Origin of the sequence: Stenotrophomonas sp. 278 (assembly GCF_003935715.1) — a bacterium.
Classification (GTDB): Bacteria; Pseudomonadota; Gammaproteobacteria; order Xanthomonadales; family Xanthomonadaceae; genus Stenotrophomonas; species Stenotrophomonas maltophilia_AH.
In genome coordinates this window covers 1-16,343 of the sequence record NZ_RHPP01000097.1, presented here as the reverse complement: position 1 = coordinate 16,343, position 16,343 = coordinate 1, and the positions used below count along the sequence as shown (strand labels likewise).

The following is a 16,343-nucleotide window of genomic DNA, read 5'->3' as shown; positions in this document are numbered from 1 at the left end:
CGTCCGGGCCGCCTCGGACAGCCGGCGCCCGCGCAGATGCCGCGCCATCGAGGTGCCCGTGGTCACCTGGAACAGCCGCGACAGGTGGAATGGGGATAGCTCGACCGCCCCCGCTATCTGGGCCAGCGAGGGATTCTCGGCAAAGTGGCTCTCGATGTACCAAAGGGCCTTGCGTGCCGCACCCATGACGCCTGCTCCGTGTCCGTGACTGGTTCGGAGCGTACCGCAGGGACGGGAAGGGCGTTTGCGGGATCTTGCTGCGGCCCTGCCACCGTCTTCACTTGGCCCGGACAGGCAACTTCCTAGTGTTCATCCAGTCGTTCACTTCGAGGATCCGTCCATGGGCATGAGTCTGTTGTTTGCCGCTGTAGGTGCACCCGGGTCCTTCTGGGACTCGCCCAGCAATGTTGCGGCCGTGATCTGGCTGGGGTTCGGCATCGCCGCCATTGCACTGGCCTTCGGGCTGGCGAAGGTGTTCCGCCGGTTCAACGGCGTGGCCTGGATGGTCTTGGGGGCGGGTGTGCTGATCAGCGTGTATGGGGTGACGCTGATGCTGGGCTGACCAGTGCAGCACCACTCAAATGCTCTGCAAGCGCCCTTCGCGCCAAATGCGACATGGGTGCCTGCCTTCCGGAAGCTGTGTTGCTTGCTGCGACGCGAAAGAAGTTTTGTGATCGAAGTCCGCATGAATAGCGCGTTTTCGTCCCGGTTCTGACGTAATGGATTGATTGCGTCAGATCGCTGCGAGGGCGAATCCAGCGATTGAAAATTTCCTGATTCCGCTATCCTCACATCTGTCGCATGGTGTGCCTCGGGTGTCAGAACCCGATGATCGATTTGCATGTTGGACGACTTGTGTCGGGAGGGTGACGAAATACAACACCCTCGCGGAAATACGTCGCACCGTATCGATCATCACGGTTCTGAACCTCCCGGCTCCCTCGCCATCCTGGCGGGGGAGCAGCACAACAGGAGAACCATGATGGACAACGACTGGGCCAACCTGACCGAAGAGCAGCGAGCCTTCCGCCGGCGCTTCTGGCGCGCACCGAAGAGCGTGATGATCAACGCACTTCACCATGAAGGCATGGAGGAGACCTATCCCGGCTGCCCGTCCGTGCCGTGCATGAAAACGCGCGGGCTGTGGATTCGTGATCTCGGCGTCGAGCCGGGGCGGCGGATGTATCTGGGCACTGGAGAGGAACTGATTGTCCTGGCGGGCAATCCTTCGAGAGAGGCACTTTCCAAGGCGGTTGTGCGGTTCCAGGGTACGGGTGATCGCTGGATGCTGATTCCGGCCCGCTGACCTTAGAGAGCCGATGCGTGGGGCGGTGGCGCCGCCGCCCCAATGCCAGGGCACCCAGCAGCTATCAAGTCAGCTGTAGAGCCACGCCCTGCGTGGCTGAAAAACTCGCCGCGTCCCTGTGCCTGAATGGTTGCTACGACCGCCCCATGCGATGGTCGTGCCAGCAATAACAACACCTCTTCGCGAAACTGCGTCGGCGTGACGATTCGCGCACGGCCGATGTTCCCCAACTGCAGAATCCCAGCGCGGTGATCTCCCGTCACCAGGTAGTCCGCGTCCCCTTCGACCGCCATGGCCAAGAGGAAGGCGTCATCTGGATCATCAGCTTCCGCCAGAATTTTCAGTCGTTCCAGAACAACCGCCCGACTTAGATAGTTGATCATGGCACCCACCTTGGCAGGCTGGAGAGCAGCCTGAAACTTCGGATAGCGGCTTGCCCTGCGGATCTCGTCGAGTTGCATTCGAGACGTGACTACCTCAAAGCGCGAGGCACGCCACGCGCGATAGATGACATCCGGGGAGCCTTTGGAAGATATCAGGGCGCTCAACAGGATGTTGCTATCCAGCACAACCCGCATCAGCGATTACGTGCCCAAGCAAGTGCCTCATCTACAGCTTTGGCGACTTCCGCCTCGCTCAAATGCGCATTGGCGGCTTTGGCTTGTTCCGCGCTCAAGTCAAAGATGTAGGCGCGCACCGCCTCCTCAATGAACCATGAGAGATCGGCTTTCCGGCCGCCGCCTTGGCTGGCCAGGAACACGCGCAGTGATTGGTCGATGTCGGCCGAAACAGCAACGTTCCAACGAACGGTACTCATGGTTACTTCCGAAGACAGGTGTATATGCGTGTATACGCCCACGTTTCTAGTCCGGCAATGGCGGCTGTCGCTAGCGCCTCGTTTGCCAGGGTGAGGTTACGAGTCGACGCTGAATTATCAAAACTTATGAACGATTATGAGAGAAATCATAATTATGATTTTCTTCATAATGACCCATAAACCTGCCCGGGGCTCGGGTCGCGTCCAGGCATGTCCCCGTAGAGCCGGGCTTGCCCGGCTGCTTCTCGCCATGCCCAGAGCCTGCCATACTCACGGGTATGGAAAACACCAGGCGCAACGCCCCATGGCAAACCAAAGCACCCTGAACCTCTGGACCCGCCTCTCAGCCGCCGCTCCCGGCCGCTGGCTGTTCTCCCAGCTCCTGTGCTTCAAAGCCCCATATTTCCGCTCGATCGCCCCCAGATTCAAAGAGCTTGCCCCGGGCCATTGCGTCGTCCACGTCCGCAAGCGCCGCGCCGTCCTCAATCACATCGGCACCGTCCACGCCATCGCCATGTGCAACGCCGCCGAACTGGCGGGCGGGGTGATGACCGAGGTGACCATCCCGGGCAGTGTGCGGTGGATTCCTCGCGGGATGACCGTGGAGTACCTCAAGAAGGCCACCACAAGCGTGACGGCGATCGCACGGCCGATGAACCCGGCGTTCGACTGGGCGGTGGCAGGGGAGTACCCGGTTGAGGTTTCCGTTACCGACTCCGGCGGAGAACCCGTATTCAAGGCCATCATCTCGATGTGGGTGTCGCCCAGGAAGCGGTGAACTGGCCGAACACCCGTAGAGCCGGGCTTGCCCGGCTGCTTTGACGATCTGCGAGCGAATAGCAGCCGGGCAAGCCCGGCTCTACGACAGGCGATCATCCGCAGCCATCATGCCGCTGTGACCAACAGCTCCTGCACCGCCGACTGCAACTCCTCCACATGAAATGGCTTGGCAACAAACCGAGCATGCTGGTGGCGCACAGGCACCAGCTGGCCGTATACCGCCGAGGCAAACAGGTAAGGCGTGTTTGCCGCCGCGAGCTTGTCGGCCACTGGAAACACCACGCCGTCGCGCAGTTCTACATCCAGCACCGCCATGTCGAAAGTTCCGGTCTCAAGCTGCCCCAGCGCGTCCGGAACGCTGTAGGCGTGGGTGACATCGTGGCCCAGGTCGGTGATCGCCTGTTCCAGGAATCCCGCCAGATAAAGGTCGTCTTCCACCAGCAGGATCCTGGCGGAAGGGTGGGTAGGTGAAGGGTTGTTCTGCATGGTTCTTGTCCGTGAGTGTTCGGGCTGTTGTCAGCCCAGGCATTCCTTGATCAGCTCCGGCGTATCCATCACCTTGGCCGCACCCGAGCGCTCCAGCACCTGCAGTGCTGCTTCGCGCCGGTCCGGCAGCGCGGCTACGGCCTGTTTGGCGACCACCGTTCTGTACTCCCGCGAATTGGCGTCCAATGCGGTGGCAAGCACACAGGAATCCAGCGCCATGCCGCAAAGCACCAGATGGTTTACGTTGAGCTTGGCGAGCAGGATGGCGAGCGGGGTGGCCAGGAAGGCCGAGTGTTTCGGCTTCAGTACGAAGTAGTGGCCAGCGCCGGGGCCAATATGTTTTACCACCTCGGCAGAACTGCCGCCATTGTGGCGGCAGTCCCGCACCAGCTGCGGGAAATCCCGCTGCCAGTCGCCGAAGTTGTCATTGGCGTAGATCACGGGCAGCTGGCGCTTGTCGAACTCCCGGCGGATGCGTGCGGCCTCCTTGGCCGCATCAATCGCAGCAGGAGCCAGCTCGTCACCCTCCGGGAAGTCGAACAGGCTGAACACATCAATGATCAGCAGCGCGGTTCTGGACGCCATGATGCTTTCCGGCTCAAGCCGCCTGTACGGCCTTTGCGTTGCCACCGCTCTTGGCAAGAAGGGTCAGCTTCTCGTCGGTGGCCTTTTCTTCCTCCAGCGTCTCCAGCAGAAGCGGCAGCGCATCCTTGTAGCCGAGCTGCTTGGCCAGCGCGGCAATGGTGCCGTAAGAGGCAATTTCGTAATGCTCGACCTTCTGCGCACCGCCAATCAGCGCGGCGTCGCGCACCGGACCTTCCTCGATGGAATCAATGACTTCCTTGCCTTCTTCCACCAGCCCCTCCATCGCGGCGCACTTGATGCGCTTGAGGCGGATGCCGAGGATCTCCACCACCTGGTCAATGCGTTCAATCTGCCCCTGGGTTTCTTCCAGATGGGTTTCGAATGCAGTGGCCAGATCCGGGTTGGAGGAAGCACGGGCCAGGCGGGGCAGGGCCTTGGTCAGCTGCTTTTCCGCGCTGTAGATGTCCGAGAGTTCGTGGATGAACAGGTCTTCTGCGGTCTTGATAGCCATGACAGGCACTCCGTATAAAGGAGTAGATAACCTAGCGGGGCCAGCGTGGTGCGGCGGGCTAGACTGAGTGAAAGAAAAATCGAAAGCAGGTGCTGGAGGGATCGCACAGCTTTTACATAAATCGTTCATCGAAGCACGGAAGGTTTCAATCTCCATCCACGGCGAATGCAGCGTGCACCAGCGCCAAGTGACTCAAGCCCTGGGGCGTGTTTCCCAGCCCCTGGTTGGTATACGGATCCCACATTTCGGGCATGAGGCCGACATCGTTCTGGACGCGCTTGAGCACGCTGTTGAACAGACGCTCCGCTTCTTCCGTGTCCCCCAGCAGTCCGTAGGCTTCCACCATCCAGAACGCGCAGCTGATGAAGGTGCCTTCGCAATCACGCATGCCGCTGTAACGCCACAACAGATCACCGCTGTCGTCAGACAGTTCGCGACGGATGGCTTCACGTGTCGATATGAACCGCGCACGCCTGGCTTCAGCCAAGCCGAACCGTGACGCGAGCATCAGGCTGGCGTCCAGGCGATCGCTGCCGGCGTACATCACATACGTCTGGCGCGCCTCGTCCCAGCAATGGGTATCGATCCATTCGAGAATGCGATCCCGCTCCCTCTGCCAGCGGGGTAGCCGCGCCGTGGTGAGGTGACCGGCCTCCGCCAGTTCGCAGGCACGGCGGAGCGCCATCCAGCATTCCACCTTGGACATGGTGTAGTGCTGCAGATCTTCCAGCTCCCAGAAGCCGCTGTCCTTGCGCATCCAGCTGTCCGCGCACTCGTCGGCCAGCTCGAACAGCAGCCGGGCGGTGGTGGGGTCGAGGATGTGCCCGCGCGCCAGCATGCGACTGGCCATCTCCAGCACGTCACCGTAGACGCAGGTCTGCAGCTGATCGGTAGCGGTATTGCCGATGCGCACCGGCTGGCTGTTGCGGTAGCCGGGTACGTCGATGAAACGTTCCTCGTCCACGCGCTCGCCCCGGAGGGTGAAGCAGGGGGCCAGACCCGGCCTGTGTTTGCCGATGGTGGTCATGAGCCAGCTGAAGCCCGCCTTGGCGTCGGGCAGGGCACCCACGCGCAGGAAGGTTTTGATGACATACGCCGCATCGCGTACCCAGGCAAACCGGTAATCCCAGTTCTTGTCACCGCCGATGCGCTCGGGCAGGGATGCGCTCACTGCAGCAGCGATCGCACCGGTGGGCGAGAACCACAGGAACTTCAAGGCCAGAGCAGAACGGATCACCTCGGCGCGACGGCTGGCGGCGCAGTGCAGGTCGTCCACCCATTGGTGCCATTCCCGGTCCGAGCGGTCGATGCGCGTATCGATCTCCTCCAGAGGCGGCACCGGCAGGACCTCGTCCTGGGAGGCCAGCAGCGCCACCACCTCCCGGTCGCCCACGCGCAGGGTGAGCTGACCACGCACCTCGCGATCGTCGCAGTGGGTGATTTTCGTGTGCACCGGATAGCGCAGCATGGTCATCACCGGGCCGGCGTGATGTACGCAGCCGTTGGGCGTATCACTCATCCATGGCGAGCAGGTGCCGGCACGCGTGCCCGGTTTGTAGACCAGCTCGAAGGTGACCACACCTTCCAATCCCTCAACCCGTCGGGCCAGCTCCGACCACGGCAGACGGCCGGCGGGGCCGCTATTGAGGGATTCTGTGACCAGTGCGGTGCCGGTGGCCGTGCGCACCCGTGTTTCCAGCACGTTGCTGCCGGGCCGGTAGTGCCGCTCAACGGCGTCCAGGTCACGCGCCTGCAGGACGAAGCGGCCGCCGGCGGGCGCATCCAACAGGCGGTCCAGCAGCGGAGGCGCGTCCATGCAGGGGGCGCACCACCAGTCGATACTGCCGTCAAGGGCGATGAGCGCGCTGGAGCGCCCATCGCCAATAGCCGCATATGAATGGATGGGGGCAAACCCCTCCTCGTCGCGCAGGATCTGTACCGCTGGCGCGGCCTCCAGGTGCGGCGTCATCACCGGTTTACAGCGTGACCGCGCCACCGGACACCGTGAGCAGTGCCCCAGAGGTATAGCTGGCGCTGTCGGCGGCCAGCATCACATAGGCCGACGCGAGCTCTGCGGGCTGGCCCGGGCGTCCGAACGGGGTCTGACTGCCAAACTCCTTCACTTCCTCGGCTGCCATACCCGCCGGAATGAACGGGGTCCAGATCGGGCCGGGCAGCACCGCGTTGACCCGGATGCCCTTTTCCGCCAGCAGGCCGGCCAGGCCGATGGTGAGGTTGGCGACTGCGCCCTTGGTGGCGGAGTAGGGCAGGATGTTGGGCGTCGGCTTCTTGGAGTTGACGGAGGCGGTATTGATCACCGAACCGCCGTCCTGCAGGTGCGGAACGCAGAGACGGGTCAGGTTGAACACCGCATGCACGTTGGTATCAAACGTCTTGCGCCAATCGTCCAGGGTGATGTCGTCGAACGACTCGTAGTAGCGCTGGTAGGCGGCATTGTTGACCAGGATATCCAGCCCCCCCAGCTCGGTGGTCACCTTCTCGATCAGGGCTTTCGCCTCGGCGTCGTCGCTGATGTCACAAGGGCACAGCACGGCCTTCTGGCCTGCTTCCTCGATCAGCGATGCAATGTTCTTGGCGTCGTTCTCCTCTCCCTTGAGGAAGGCGATGGCCACATCCGCGCCTTCTCGGGCATAAGCAATGGCCACGGCTGCGCCGATGCCACTGTCACCCCCGGTAATCAGCGTTTTTTTGCCCTTCAGCAAGCCGTGGCCGACATAACTATTCTCGCCATGATCCGGGCGTGGATCCATCTTGTCGGTCTTGCCCGGGAAGGACTGCTGCTGGGCTTTGAAGGGCGGCTTCGGGTAGTTGGGAACGGGCATCGTCTGGGCCTCTGTGGTGAAAGTGAATCCAGTCTGCGCGGCCGCAGGTAAACACTGCGGCCCGATGGTGTGGATGCACCGTGCAGAGAGCGGTGGCGCTTGGCCGTGCTATCGCCTGGCTCGGCCCGCGTGCCCGCTACGTGACGCCCATTGCGTGATCAGTGCGGCACTGCCAACCGCGATGGCATCTTCCACTGCACCGGTGCTGGTCTGCCCGTAGCGTGCAATGGCGCGCATGCGCAGGTTGAAGGTGAAGTAGGCCATTCCCACCGCCGTGGCGGCACCCAGCACCGCACCCAGTTTGCGCTGGTGGTAGGGGGCCAGTGCCGCGCCAGCAATCACGCCGGTGCCCACGCGTGCCACCATTCCGGCCGGGACGATGCGATCAGGCGCGGACTTCATCTTGTCGCCTGCCAGTTCACCTCCGGCCAGCGCCAGCATGGCAGCCGAGGCCAGCTTGTTGCCCAGCAGACGGGGCGCGCCATTGTCGGCAGGGAGGTTGCCGCTGCGCGCCGCATTGGTGACCGCCGCAAGCGGTGTCATGGCGCGCATGCCGGCAACCGCACCCATCAGGATCGAGTGAATCAGAGCCATGTCATTCTCCGTAAAGTCGAGGGCAGTGCCTCAGGGCTTGGGCGGACGTTCGTAGTCATCGGGTTCTGCGGTGTGCTCGGCATCCGGCATGTCCTTTTCCTTCCACTTCGCCTCGTCGTTTCGAAGTTTGTCCGGGGTATGCGCTTTCTTCTGGTCGTCGACATCCGCGGTGGGATTAAAAGGAAGTTTCTCGTTCATGTTTGTGGTCCGCGTACTGGGCTTGAATCGCATGCTGCGCTTCCTGCCATGAGTGCGGGGTGTGGATGGAGTGCACAAATCGACCACACGATGGTCACCGTCACCGGACGTGCAGAGGACTATTCCTAGGGAAACGCCACAGCGAGGCCCTATCAATGCGCGCACTGACCTACCACGGCAGCAAAGATGTCCGCGTGGACACCGTTCCCGATCCCACCCTGGCCGCTCCGGACGACTTGATTCTGCGGGTTACAGCAACTGCGATATGTGGCTCCGATCTTCATCTGTATCGCGGCAAGATTCCCGACCTGCATACCGGTGACGTCCTGGGCCACGAATTCATGGGCATCGTTGAAGAGGTCGGCAGTGGGGTTACCGATCTTCGCCCCGGCGACCGCGTGGTGGTGCCGTTCGTGATTGCCTGCGGTGAATGTTTCCATTGCCGCCTGGCGGAGCATGCCGCGTGCGAGACCACCAATACCGGCAAAGGTGCTGCGGTGAACCAAAAGGGCATCCGCCCGCCGGCGGCCCTGTTCGGGTACAGCCATCTATACGGTGGGGTATCCGGCGGCCAGGCTGAATACGTCCGGGTTCCGAAGGCCAATGTCGGACCCCTGAGGGTTCCCGACGCGCTGCCCGACGAGCAGGTGCTGTTCCTTTCGGACATCCTGCCCACCGGCTACCAGGCTGCGATCAATGCCGGTGTCAAACCAGGTTCGACCGTAGCGATTTTCGGGGCAGGACCGGTGGGGCTGATGAGCGCGGCATGCTGCCGCCTGCTTGGGGCAGAGACCATCTTCATGGTGGACCACCTGCCTTACCGGCTGGCCTTTGCCGCGCAGACCTACGGCGTCACGCCCGTGGACTTCAGCAAGATCGATGACCCGGCGGAGTACATCGTCACCCAGACCAATGGACGTGGCGTGGACGCCTCCATCGAAGCGGTGGGGTTTGAGGCCGAAGGTAGCGCCCTGGAGTCCGCGCTCACCACGCTCAAGGTCGAGGGAAGCAGTGGCGTGGCCATCCGTCAATGCATCGCCGCCACGCGCCGCTGCGGTACGGTGAGCATTCCAGGTGTGTATGCGGGCTTCCTGCACGGATTCCTGCTGGGTGATGCCTTCGATAAAGGGCTCACATTCAAGATGGGCCAGACTCACGTCCAGGGGCTGATGCCTGAACTGCTGGACTACATAGGCGAGGGGGCACTGGACCCCGGCGTGATCATCACCCATCGATTGCCGCTGGAAGAGGCAGTGCGTGGCTATGAGATTTTTGACCGGAAAGAAGAGGATTGCCGCAAGGTAATTCTCACGCCTTGAGAGGGACCCGACCATGTCAGACCTGTTCGATCTGGGAATGCCTTGGTTTGAGTTCATCATCCGCGCCACGGCGGTGTATCTCGTCGTGTTCCTGCTGACCCGCATGAGCGGCAAGCGCTCCGTCGGTCAGCACACACCCTTCGACATGCTGGTGATCGTGCTGTTGGGCACAGCGGTGCAGAATTCGCTGATCGGCGAGGACACCTCCCTGCTGGGCGGCCTCATCCTGGCGGCGACGTTGCTGCTGCTCAACTGGCTCATGGGCTTTGCGACCGCTCGCAGCAGAAAGCTCCACGCCCTGACCGAAGGCACTCCGGTGATGCTCGCGCGGGAAGGAAAGGTGTTCTGGGACCAGTTGCGCCGTTGCAATGTCTCACCGGAAGATCTTGACGTTGCCATGCGTAGCTCCGGCTGCAAAGGGCACCACCAGATTTCCCTGGCGGTGCTTGAAACCTCCGGCGAGATCACCATCCTCAAGCAGGACGCACCGTAAACGCGTTCATTGCAGGAGTTATCAGGTGCACGCGGTGGTAACACCGCGGATGAATCACCAGCGTATGGTGGAGATATCAAGCAAGGAGTGAGGAAAATGCCGATCCGTGCCGTCGCGTACGTAAGTACCGCGTGCAGCGAAATCGCAGAGCATGATGCACTTGGGATCGGTTCTGGAAAGCTGGATGCGTTGGTGGACGATGCTGCCCGCTTCAACCGTCAGGCGGGAGTTACGGGCGTCCTTTTGTTTGATGGGACCAGGTTCTTCCAGTACATGGAGGGCCCGGAAGACGGCCTTGGCATCGCGTATGGTCGCGTACTGGCCGCCAGCAGCCATCATGATGTGATCGAGCTGCAGCAGGGGTTGGTCGGCCGCCGGTTGCTTCCTTTCTGGCCGATGCGCTGGCTGCACGCCGACTGCAGCCAGGTCAGGGCCTTGGCTACAGCCGACTGGGCGGCATTCAAGGTGCGGCGCGAATCCTCCACGTCCCGCCTCACCGGAATGGATATCGTAAGTGCGGTCGTCGAACCGCACCTGCTCGCGGGCTAGGTTGGTGAGAGGCCGTCACTTCCTGCCCTGCAGCATGCCGGCAGGTTTGAGCAGCTTCGGGTCAGTGGGCAGTCCTTCGGCAAGCGCCTGCGTCTGCGCGGGAATGTTGTAGGCCACCCAGTGTACGAACGGTTTTACATTGGCGGCATCCGGGTCTTCCATCAGCAACACATACGACCTGGCGTTCTTCACCGGCTCCCAGGCCAGCGGGGGCGAGACGTCGTCGTGGTACGCACTGAACCGCGTCGGCAGCGGCTGCCCGGTAACAAAGGCAGGCGAGGTGGGCCTGAGCCCGGCAACCTTGCCGAGGCGCTGCAGCGCCAGTGGCACGCCGGACCCGGCGCTTACCTGTGCGAGAAGCACATCATCGGGCACCTGCGTGAGGGCAGCACCCGACGTGCTGCCTTCGCCGTAGCTCACCCGGTAGATGACGCCGTTGGCATCGTCGCCTACCAGCAGGGCACCGCCCTTCGTCACCGCCAGGCCTACCGGGCGCGCGATGTGGGCCTTTCCGTTATCGACCAGAAACCCGGAAACAAACGGTTCAATGTCCGCCGGCCTGCCATCCTGGAACCGGATGCGCACGACTTCATAGCCTGAAGCAGGCTTCCGGTTCCATGACCCCCTCATGGTGACGAAGGCATCACCACGGTACTCCTGGGGAAACTGGCCTCCAGAGTAGAAGGCCAGCTGCATGGGGGCGGCGTGCGCTGTATAGCCCAGCACCATGGGCTCGCTCATGGCGGCCCATTGCTTCTTGCTGATCTGACCGGGCGGCGTGCTCTGGGGATTTTCTCCGCCCTTGCCCCAGATATGCGGCCACCCGTACTGCTTGCCCTTGGCGATGCGATTCAGCTCCTCTGGCTGCTGTTCGTTACCGAGGTAATCGATGCCGTGATCCATGCCCCAAAGCTCGCCAGTGGCCGGATCCCACGCGAAACCGATGGTGTTGCGCAGCCCACTGGCGAAAATGCTTCGTGTCTTTCCGTCCGGGGAGGCACGCAGAAGCGTGGCGTGTTCGGGGTTGGTCTCGTTGCATGCGTTGCATGAGGAACCAACACTGATGTAAAGCATCCCATCGGGTCCGAACGCCAGCGTCCGGTTGGGATGCTGGCCACCGTCCGGCAGGTCGTTGATGATGCGCTCTTCCTTGCCCAGCGTGCCGTCAGGCTGGATGGGCGCGCGATAGACATCATTCACCGTCGCCACGTAGAGCATTCCGTTGGCGATGGCCAAGCCGTGCGCGCCCGGTCGCGTGAAGACGGTTCTGGGATCGGCGTCCAGGGTCCCGTCCTCGTTCTGGTCCTCCAGCAGCAGGACATCGCCCTGATCCCGACGCGAGACATAAATCTTTCCATCCGAAGCCACCGCGATGATGCGCGGGTTCTGCAGCCCCTCGGCCAACGGGCGGATCTGGAAACCTGCAGGCACCTGCAACGCTTGAATCCGTTGCGGAGAGGCAGACACTTTGGCCGGTTTGAACGTGTGAACAGCACTCTGGACATCGGTGCCGTCGCCCTGCTGGGCTGCAGCAGTGGACGTGGCCAGCAGGAGCAGCAGCATGGACGAACGCGTCATCATCTTGACCTGGTAGGGACTGAGGTGCCCAGCATCCTGCTGCGGCTATCAAGGGATCGCGAATGTCCTGCATGCGAACCGTCGCGGGACGCATTGCCTTTATTGACGCAGCGTGCATTCGCTATTTCTTCACGGCGACGTCGCCCGGTCCATATGCGCGGAGCGCTACGGTCGAGGCTCGAACCACCACCGGAGCACCACATGGCAGAGCTGAAAGAGAATCTTCTGGACTGGCTGCGCGACGCGCACGCGATGGAGCAGCAGGCCGAAACCATGCTGAAAGGACAGGCATCGCGCATCGAGCACTACCCGGTACTCAAAGCGCGCATCGAAGAGCACATCCAGGAAACCATTGGTCAGCGCGAGCTGCTTGAAGGGTGCATCAAGCGCCTGGGCGGATCGCCTTCCACCCTCAAGGACATGATGGGGAAGATGGCCGCTTTCGGGCAGGCAGTGGGTGGCATGACCGCCTCGGACGAGATCGTCAAGGGCGCGATGGCCGGTTACGTCTTCGAACACTTCGAAATTGCGTCCTACACCGCCCTTATTGCAGCAGCCAAGACGGCGGGTGATGCGGAGACGGTGCGGGCCTGTGAACTGATCCTCGCGCAGGAAGAGGCGATGGCCGACTGGTTGGCCGCACATCTTCCCGAGATTACTGAAGAATTCATGGTGCGCGACGCAACGCCAGGCGTCGAAGCCAAGAAGTGATGCATTGCGGCGATCCACGACGAACCGGTCGTGGATCGCTGCCGTTGTCCAATTCAGCATGTGGAGGAAACGACGATGTCTGACGACAAGAGCAAGAGCGGCAGCCCTGACCGGGACCGGATCAATGTCAATGAAGACTATGAACTCCAGTACTGGACGAAAGCACTGGGCGTTTCCGCAGAGCGGCTGCGCGAAGCGGTAAAGGCCGCGGGGCCGACCGCCGCAGCCGTTCGTGAGCACCTGGGCAAGTAAGAAAGACAATTCGAACGGTTTGGGCTAAAAAACACGCAAAAGCAAGGGCGAGCCCGCAGGCTCGCCCTTCTTCTTCACCGCCGACCCTCATTCCTGCTGGCGATTCTGCTGGTCGCGCTGCTGGCGCTGATCCTGGCGCTCCTGCTGGTTCTGCTGGTTCTGCTGGTTCTGGCGGTTCTGATCGTTGTTCTGATCCTGTTGATTCTGCTGGTTCTGGTTCTGCTGGTTGCGGTTGTTGTCGTTGTTCTGGGCCATGTCGGTGTCTCCGAAGTAGACAGGACCAATTCCCGTCCGTGATCCAACCTTGCGCCCTGACGGTGTACGCCGGCGTGCAACACACGTGCGGATGCCGTGAGCAACAGCACCTGGTTTCTGCACCTCGATTTCAACCTGCAAGGTCCAGTCTGGCCCCTCAGCGCGTTGAACGAATGTCCCCCAAGCAACCCAAACGGCAGCCACAGGAGAATCCATGTTCTTTCACCACAAAAAGCTGATGTACACCGTCCGAGTCGAGCGTTCGGATCCAGCCCTCGCCACCCTCATGCTCGAGCAGTTTGGCGGCCCGCAAGGCGAACTCGCCGCGGCCATGCGCTATTTCACCCAGGGCCTTGGCGAGGTTGATCCCGGCCGCAAGGATCTGCTGATGGATATCGCCACCGAAGAAATCAGCCACCTTGAAATCATCGGGACCATCATTGCCATGCTGAACCAAGGGCCTCGCGCCGTGCAGTCGGAGGGCATGCTGGAAGCCGAAGACATGCGTCAGCTGGGTGGCAACAGTACCAGCCACACCGAGCAGATCCTGTACGGCGGTGGCCCGGCGCTGGTGAACTCCAGTGGCGTTCCCTGGACCGCTGCCTACATCGACTCCATCGGCGATCCTACGGCCGACCTGCGATCCAACATCGCGGCAGAGGCCCGCGCCAAACTGGTGTATGAGCGGCTCATCAACGTCACCGATGACCCGGGTATCAAGGACGCCCTGCGGTTTCTGATGACGCGCGAAGTGGCGCACCTGAAGTCTTTTGAGAAGGCGTTGCACAGCATCAAGCCCAATTTTCCGCCGGGCAAGCTCCCGGGGGACCCCGCGTTCACCGACCTCTACATGGACATGTCGCAGGGCGACGGCAACGATCCGCAGGGCAGTTGGAACAGCGGCGAACTGTGGGAGCGCGTCACCGACCGCGATGCGCAGTCGGCCCTGGACGGCGGTGACGGCAGCTGCTCGGTGGGCCTCAGCACGCGCGAACAAACGGCGGTGGAAGCCATGACCCTGCGCACGCTCTCCGACCCGGAGGCGCGCCCCGCAACCGGCGCGGAGCTGAATGCCGGCCCCGGTGCCGGGGCGGTGGATGTGGCGCCGCGTGAACCCTGATATTCACTGAACCGGGCTGCTGTTCGCGGTAGTCCGGTCCTGCTCTCGAGGAGACGACCATGCAGCACCGCACCCCATCCCTCATACCGGACCTGACCCCGGCTCCGGACCACCGCGACGACGATGACCTGACCGGCCATCAAGAGGACGAGGAAAGCGCGCGCCGCGAACAGGAAGAGCGCGAAGAGCGCGAGCGTCGCATCGAACGCGACGCGCGGTAACCTGCCTGCGGAGGCCTGCCATGAAGCCTGTCGCTGCGGAGGATCTTTACCAACACACCAGGATTCTGTCCATGCACGGTCATGCGGGCAGTGACCGGCTGGTTATCTGCGCCTCGCGTGCGCAAATCGTACGGTGCCTTTCTCAGTGCGTGGGCCATCAGTCACGGCCCCGAATTCCGCGCAGCCATGGTGTCGGCACCCGTGGCGGACATGGCATCGCATGCGGGGACGTCCGACTCCGGCTATTACGTGACACCTTTTGCGATGGGCGGCAGCGCGGATGAGTGTCGCGCCCGCTACGACGCCTTGTCCCCTATGGAGTATGTGTCCAACGCCTACGGACCGGTACTGCTGCTCAACGGCGACCAGGATCAGCGCTGTCCGCTGGGGCAGGCCGAGCAGCTGTTCACCCGATTGCTGAGGCTGGGCTGCCAGCCCGCCACACTGGTGATCTACCCGGGTGGAACCCACTCGATGGCGGCGACCGGGCGGCCGTCGCACAGGGCGGATTACCACGGGCGGATAGTCGATTTCTTTCGAGGTGCTTTCGACGGAGTTGATCGATGCTCGTTATACTGACGTTCTGCGTCAGAAGGATGCTCCACAATCCAAACCACTGGCGGCTCCTCACAGTCAAACGGGGTGATTGATGCCTGACAGACCCTTTGCCGATGCGTCAGCCACTGCAGCGGCCAGCGGTTGCATCGAGGTTCGCGGCGCACGCGAGCACAACCTCAAGGATGTGGACGTATCCATTCCACGTAACGCACTGGTGGTGTTCTCGGGAGTTTCCGGTTCCGGAAAATCATCGCTGGCCTTCGGCACCGTGTTCGCGGAAGCGCAGCGGCGTTACTTCGAGTCGGTGGCTCCCTATGCCCGGCGCCTTATCGACCAGGCAGGCGTGCCGGACGTAGATGCGATTGAAGGCCTGCCGCCGGCCGTCGCCCTGCAGCAGCAGCGCGGTGCCAGCAATGCGCGCTCATCCGTGGGCAGCGTGACCACGCTGTCTAGCCTGGTGCGCATGATGTACTCGCGTGCGGGGGCATACCCGGCCAACCAGCCCATGCTGTACGCCGAGGACTTCTCACCCAATACACCGCAGGGCAGCTGCAGCACCTGCCACGGGCTTGGGTACGTGTACGAGGTCACCGAAGCCCTCATGGTCCCGGATCCGTCGCTGAGCATCCGCGAACGCGCCATCGCCTCGTGGCCGCCGGCGTGGCATGGGCAGAACCTGCGCGACATCCTGGTCACGCTGGGCTACGACATCGACGTGCCGTGGAAGAAGCTGCCAAAGAAGGACAGGGAATGGATCCTGTTCACCGAGGAAACACCGACCGTGCCGGTCTACGCCGGATTCACTCCCGCCGAGACGCGTGCCGCCCTCAAGCGGAAACTGGAGCCCAGCTACATGGGCACCTATACCGGTGCGCGCCGCTATGTGCTGCACACCTTTGCCAACAGCCAAAGCGCGCTGATGAAAAAGCGTGTGTCCCGTTACATGGAGGGCAAGCTGTGCCCGGCCTGTCGCGGAAAGCGACTGAAGCCAGAGGCGCTTTCGGTCACCTTTGCGGGCGTTGATATCGGCCAGTTCATGCAGCTGTCACTGGATCAACTGGCTGAACTCCTCGAACCCATCGCGCAGGGTGATTTCAGTGCGCACCGCGAAGGTGCGCGTGCAGCACGACGCGCCACGCGTCAGGACCGTGCGCAGCGGGCGGCAAG

Annotated in this window: 22 protein-coding genes and 2 pseudogenes; 12 read left to right on the top strand and 12 right to left on the bottom strand. The window is 62.4% G+C overall.

Annotated elements, in window-relative coordinates; translation table 11 throughout:
- A partial coding sequence (locus EGJ34_RS15200; protein WP_148100509.1) for an AraC family transcriptional regulator occupies window positions 1-186 on the bottom strand: 186 nt, incomplete at its 3' end.
- Between the two features lie 160 nt (window positions 187-346).
- On the opposite strand from EGJ34_RS15200, the gene EGJ34_RS15195 reads away from it, so the two are divergent.
- Together EGJ34_RS15195 and EGJ34_RS15190 are read left to right on the top strand one after the other, a co-directional pair.
- Complete coding sequence (locus EGJ34_RS15195) at window positions 347-562, top strand: hypothetical protein (RefSeq protein ID WP_125361301.1); 216 nt, start codon at window positions 347-349, stop codon at window positions 560-562.
- A 420-nt stretch (window positions 563-982) separates the two neighbouring features.
- Window positions 983-1,306, top strand: coding sequence for a hypothetical protein (locus tag EGJ34_RS15190; protein WP_125361300.1), 324 nt, complete (start codon window positions 983-985; stop codon window positions 1,304-1,306).
- Between the two features lie 170 nt (window positions 1,307-1,476).
- On the opposite strand, the pseudogene EGJ34_RS15185 reads toward EGJ34_RS15190, so the two are convergent.
- Window positions 1,477-1,884 (bottom strand): annotated as a pseudogene (locus tag EGJ34_RS15185) (putative toxin-antitoxin system toxin component, PIN family); the annotation flags it as partial.
- Entirely contained in the window at window positions 1,884-2,123 is a 240-nt protein-coding gene (locus tag EGJ34_RS15180; RefSeq protein ID WP_125361298.1) for a ribbon-helix-helix domain-containing protein, read from the bottom strand. The pseudogene EGJ34_RS15185 and the gene EGJ34_RS15180, both read right to left, overlap by 1 nt.
- 304 nt (window positions 2,124-2,427) lie before the next feature.
- On the opposite strand from EGJ34_RS15180, the gene EGJ34_RS15175 reads away from it, so the two are divergent.
- Entirely contained in the window at window positions 2,428-2,901 is a 474-nt protein-coding gene (locus EGJ34_RS15175; RefSeq protein WP_125361297.1) for a hotdog fold domain-containing protein, read from the top strand.
- A 107-nt stretch (window positions 2,902-3,008) separates the two neighbouring features.
- Here EGJ34_RS15175 and EGJ34_RS15170 read toward each other — a convergent pair whose 3' ends face one another.
- The 7 genes from EGJ34_RS15170 to EGJ34_RS22270 all read right to left on the bottom strand — a co-directional run bounded on the left by EGJ34_RS15170 (window position 3,009) and on the right by EGJ34_RS22270 (window position 8,120).
- Entirely contained in the window at window positions 3,009-3,389 is a 381-nt protein-coding gene (locus EGJ34_RS15170) for a response regulator (RefSeq protein ID WP_125361296.1), read from the bottom strand.
- A gap of 30 nt (window positions 3,390-3,419) precedes the next feature.
- A complete protein-coding gene (locus tag EGJ34_RS15165; protein ID WP_125361295.1) occupies window positions 3,420-3,974 on the bottom strand; it encodes a cysteine hydrolase in 555 nt (184 codons plus the stop codon).
- A 13-nt stretch (window positions 3,975-3,987) separates the two neighbouring features.
- Window positions 3,988-4,485 carry a ferritin-like domain-containing protein gene (locus tag EGJ34_RS15160; RefSeq protein ID WP_125361294.1) on the bottom strand — a complete coding sequence of 166 codons (498 nt, stop codon included), beginning with the start codon at window positions 4,483-4,485 and terminating at the stop codon, window positions 3,988-3,990.
- 145 nt (window positions 4,486-4,630) lie between these two features.
- Window positions 4,631-6,454, bottom strand: coding sequence for a glycoside hydrolase family 15 protein (locus EGJ34_RS15155; protein WP_125361293.1), 1,824 nt, complete (start codon window positions 6,452-6,454; stop codon window positions 4,631-4,633).
- A gap of 7 nt (window positions 6,455-6,461) precedes the next feature.
- Window positions 6,462-7,328, bottom strand: coding sequence for an SDR family oxidoreductase (locus tag EGJ34_RS15150; protein ID WP_125361292.1), 867 nt, complete (start codon window positions 7,326-7,328; stop codon window positions 6,462-6,464).
- Between the two features lie 108 nt (window positions 7,329-7,436).
- Entirely contained in the window at window positions 7,437-7,922 is a 486-nt protein-coding gene (locus EGJ34_RS15145; RefSeq protein ID WP_125361291.1) for a DUF4126 domain-containing protein, read from the bottom strand.
- A gap of 30 nt (window positions 7,923-7,952) precedes the next feature.
- On the bottom strand, window positions 7,953-8,120 hold the full coding sequence (locus EGJ34_RS22270; RefSeq protein ID WP_185750196.1) for a hypothetical protein: 168 nt from the start codon (window positions 8,118-8,120) through the stop codon (window positions 7,953-7,955).
- A 155-nt stretch (window positions 8,121-8,275) separates the two neighbouring features.
- On the opposite strand from EGJ34_RS22270, the gene EGJ34_RS15140 reads away from it, so the two are divergent.
- From EGJ34_RS15140 to EGJ34_RS15130, 3 genes are all read left to right on the top strand, one after another.
- Window positions 8,276-9,439, top strand: coding sequence for a zinc-dependent alcohol dehydrogenase (locus EGJ34_RS15140; RefSeq protein WP_125361290.1), 1,164 nt, complete (start codon window positions 8,276-8,278; stop codon window positions 9,437-9,439).
- Between the two features lie 13 nt (window positions 9,440-9,452).
- On the top strand, window positions 9,453-9,932 hold the full coding sequence (locus EGJ34_RS15135; RefSeq protein ID WP_125361289.1) for a YetF domain-containing protein: 480 nt from the start codon (window positions 9,453-9,455) through the stop codon (window positions 9,930-9,932).
- A gap of 96 nt (window positions 9,933-10,028) precedes the next feature.
- Complete coding sequence (locus tag EGJ34_RS15130) at window positions 10,029-10,481, top strand: BLUF domain-containing protein (protein ID WP_125361288.1); 453 nt, start codon at window positions 10,029-10,031, stop codon at window positions 10,479-10,481.
- Window positions 10,482-10,496: 15 nt separating this feature from the next.
- Here EGJ34_RS15130 and EGJ34_RS15125 read toward each other — a convergent pair whose 3' ends face one another.
- Window positions 10,497-12,044 carry a PQQ-dependent sugar dehydrogenase gene (locus EGJ34_RS15125; protein ID WP_221740421.1) on the bottom strand — a complete coding sequence of 516 codons (1,548 nt, stop codon included), beginning with the start codon at window positions 12,042-12,044 and terminating at the stop codon, window positions 10,497-10,499.
- Window positions 12,045-12,260: 216 nt separating this feature from the next.
- Here EGJ34_RS15125 and EGJ34_RS15120 point away from each other — a divergent pair, with 216 nt between their 5' ends.
- Together EGJ34_RS15120 and EGJ34_RS15115 are read left to right on the top strand one after the other, a co-directional pair.
- Window positions 12,261-12,770, top strand: coding sequence for a DUF892 family protein (locus EGJ34_RS15120; protein ID WP_125361286.1), 510 nt, complete (start codon window positions 12,261-12,263; stop codon window positions 12,768-12,770).
- A 75-nt stretch (window positions 12,771-12,845) separates the two neighbouring features.
- A complete protein-coding gene (locus tag EGJ34_RS15115; protein WP_125361285.1) occupies window positions 12,846-13,022 on the top strand; it encodes a DUF3606 domain-containing protein in 177 nt (58 codons plus the stop codon).
- An 87-nt stretch (window positions 13,023-13,109) separates the two neighbouring features.
- Here the strand turns inward: EGJ34_RS15115 and EGJ34_RS22265 are convergent, their stop codons facing one another.
- Window positions 13,110-13,277, bottom strand: a complete 168-nt coding sequence (locus EGJ34_RS22265) for a hypothetical protein (RefSeq protein ID WP_185750195.1) — start codon at window positions 13,275-13,277, stop codon at window positions 13,110-13,112.
- 214 nt (window positions 13,278-13,491) lie between these two features.
- Here EGJ34_RS22265 and EGJ34_RS15110 point away from each other — a divergent pair, with 214 nt between their 5' ends.
- The 4 genes and pseudogenes from EGJ34_RS15110 to EGJ34_RS15100 all read left to right on the top strand — a co-directional run.
- Window positions 13,492-14,397 carry a manganese catalase family protein gene (locus EGJ34_RS15110; protein ID WP_125361284.1) on the top strand — a complete coding sequence of 302 codons (906 nt, stop codon included), beginning with the start codon at window positions 13,492-13,494 and terminating at the stop codon, window positions 14,395-14,397.
- Between the two features lie 59 nt (window positions 14,398-14,456).
- On the top strand, window positions 14,457-14,618 hold the full coding sequence (locus EGJ34_RS22260; RefSeq protein ID WP_185750194.1) for a hypothetical protein: 162 nt from the start codon (window positions 14,457-14,459) through the stop codon (window positions 14,616-14,618).
- A gap of 81 nt (window positions 14,619-14,699) precedes the next feature.
- The gene (locus EGJ34_RS15105) at window positions 14,700-15,197 is read left to right on the top strand and encodes a prolyl oligopeptidase family serine peptidase (protein ID WP_125361283.1); all 498 of its coding nucleotides are present in this window, start codon (window positions 14,700-14,702) and stop codon (window positions 15,195-15,197) included.
- Window positions 15,198-15,267: 70 nt separating this feature from the next.
- Window positions 15,268-16,343, top strand: a pseudogene (locus EGJ34_RS15100) (excinuclease ABC subunit A); the annotation flags it as partial.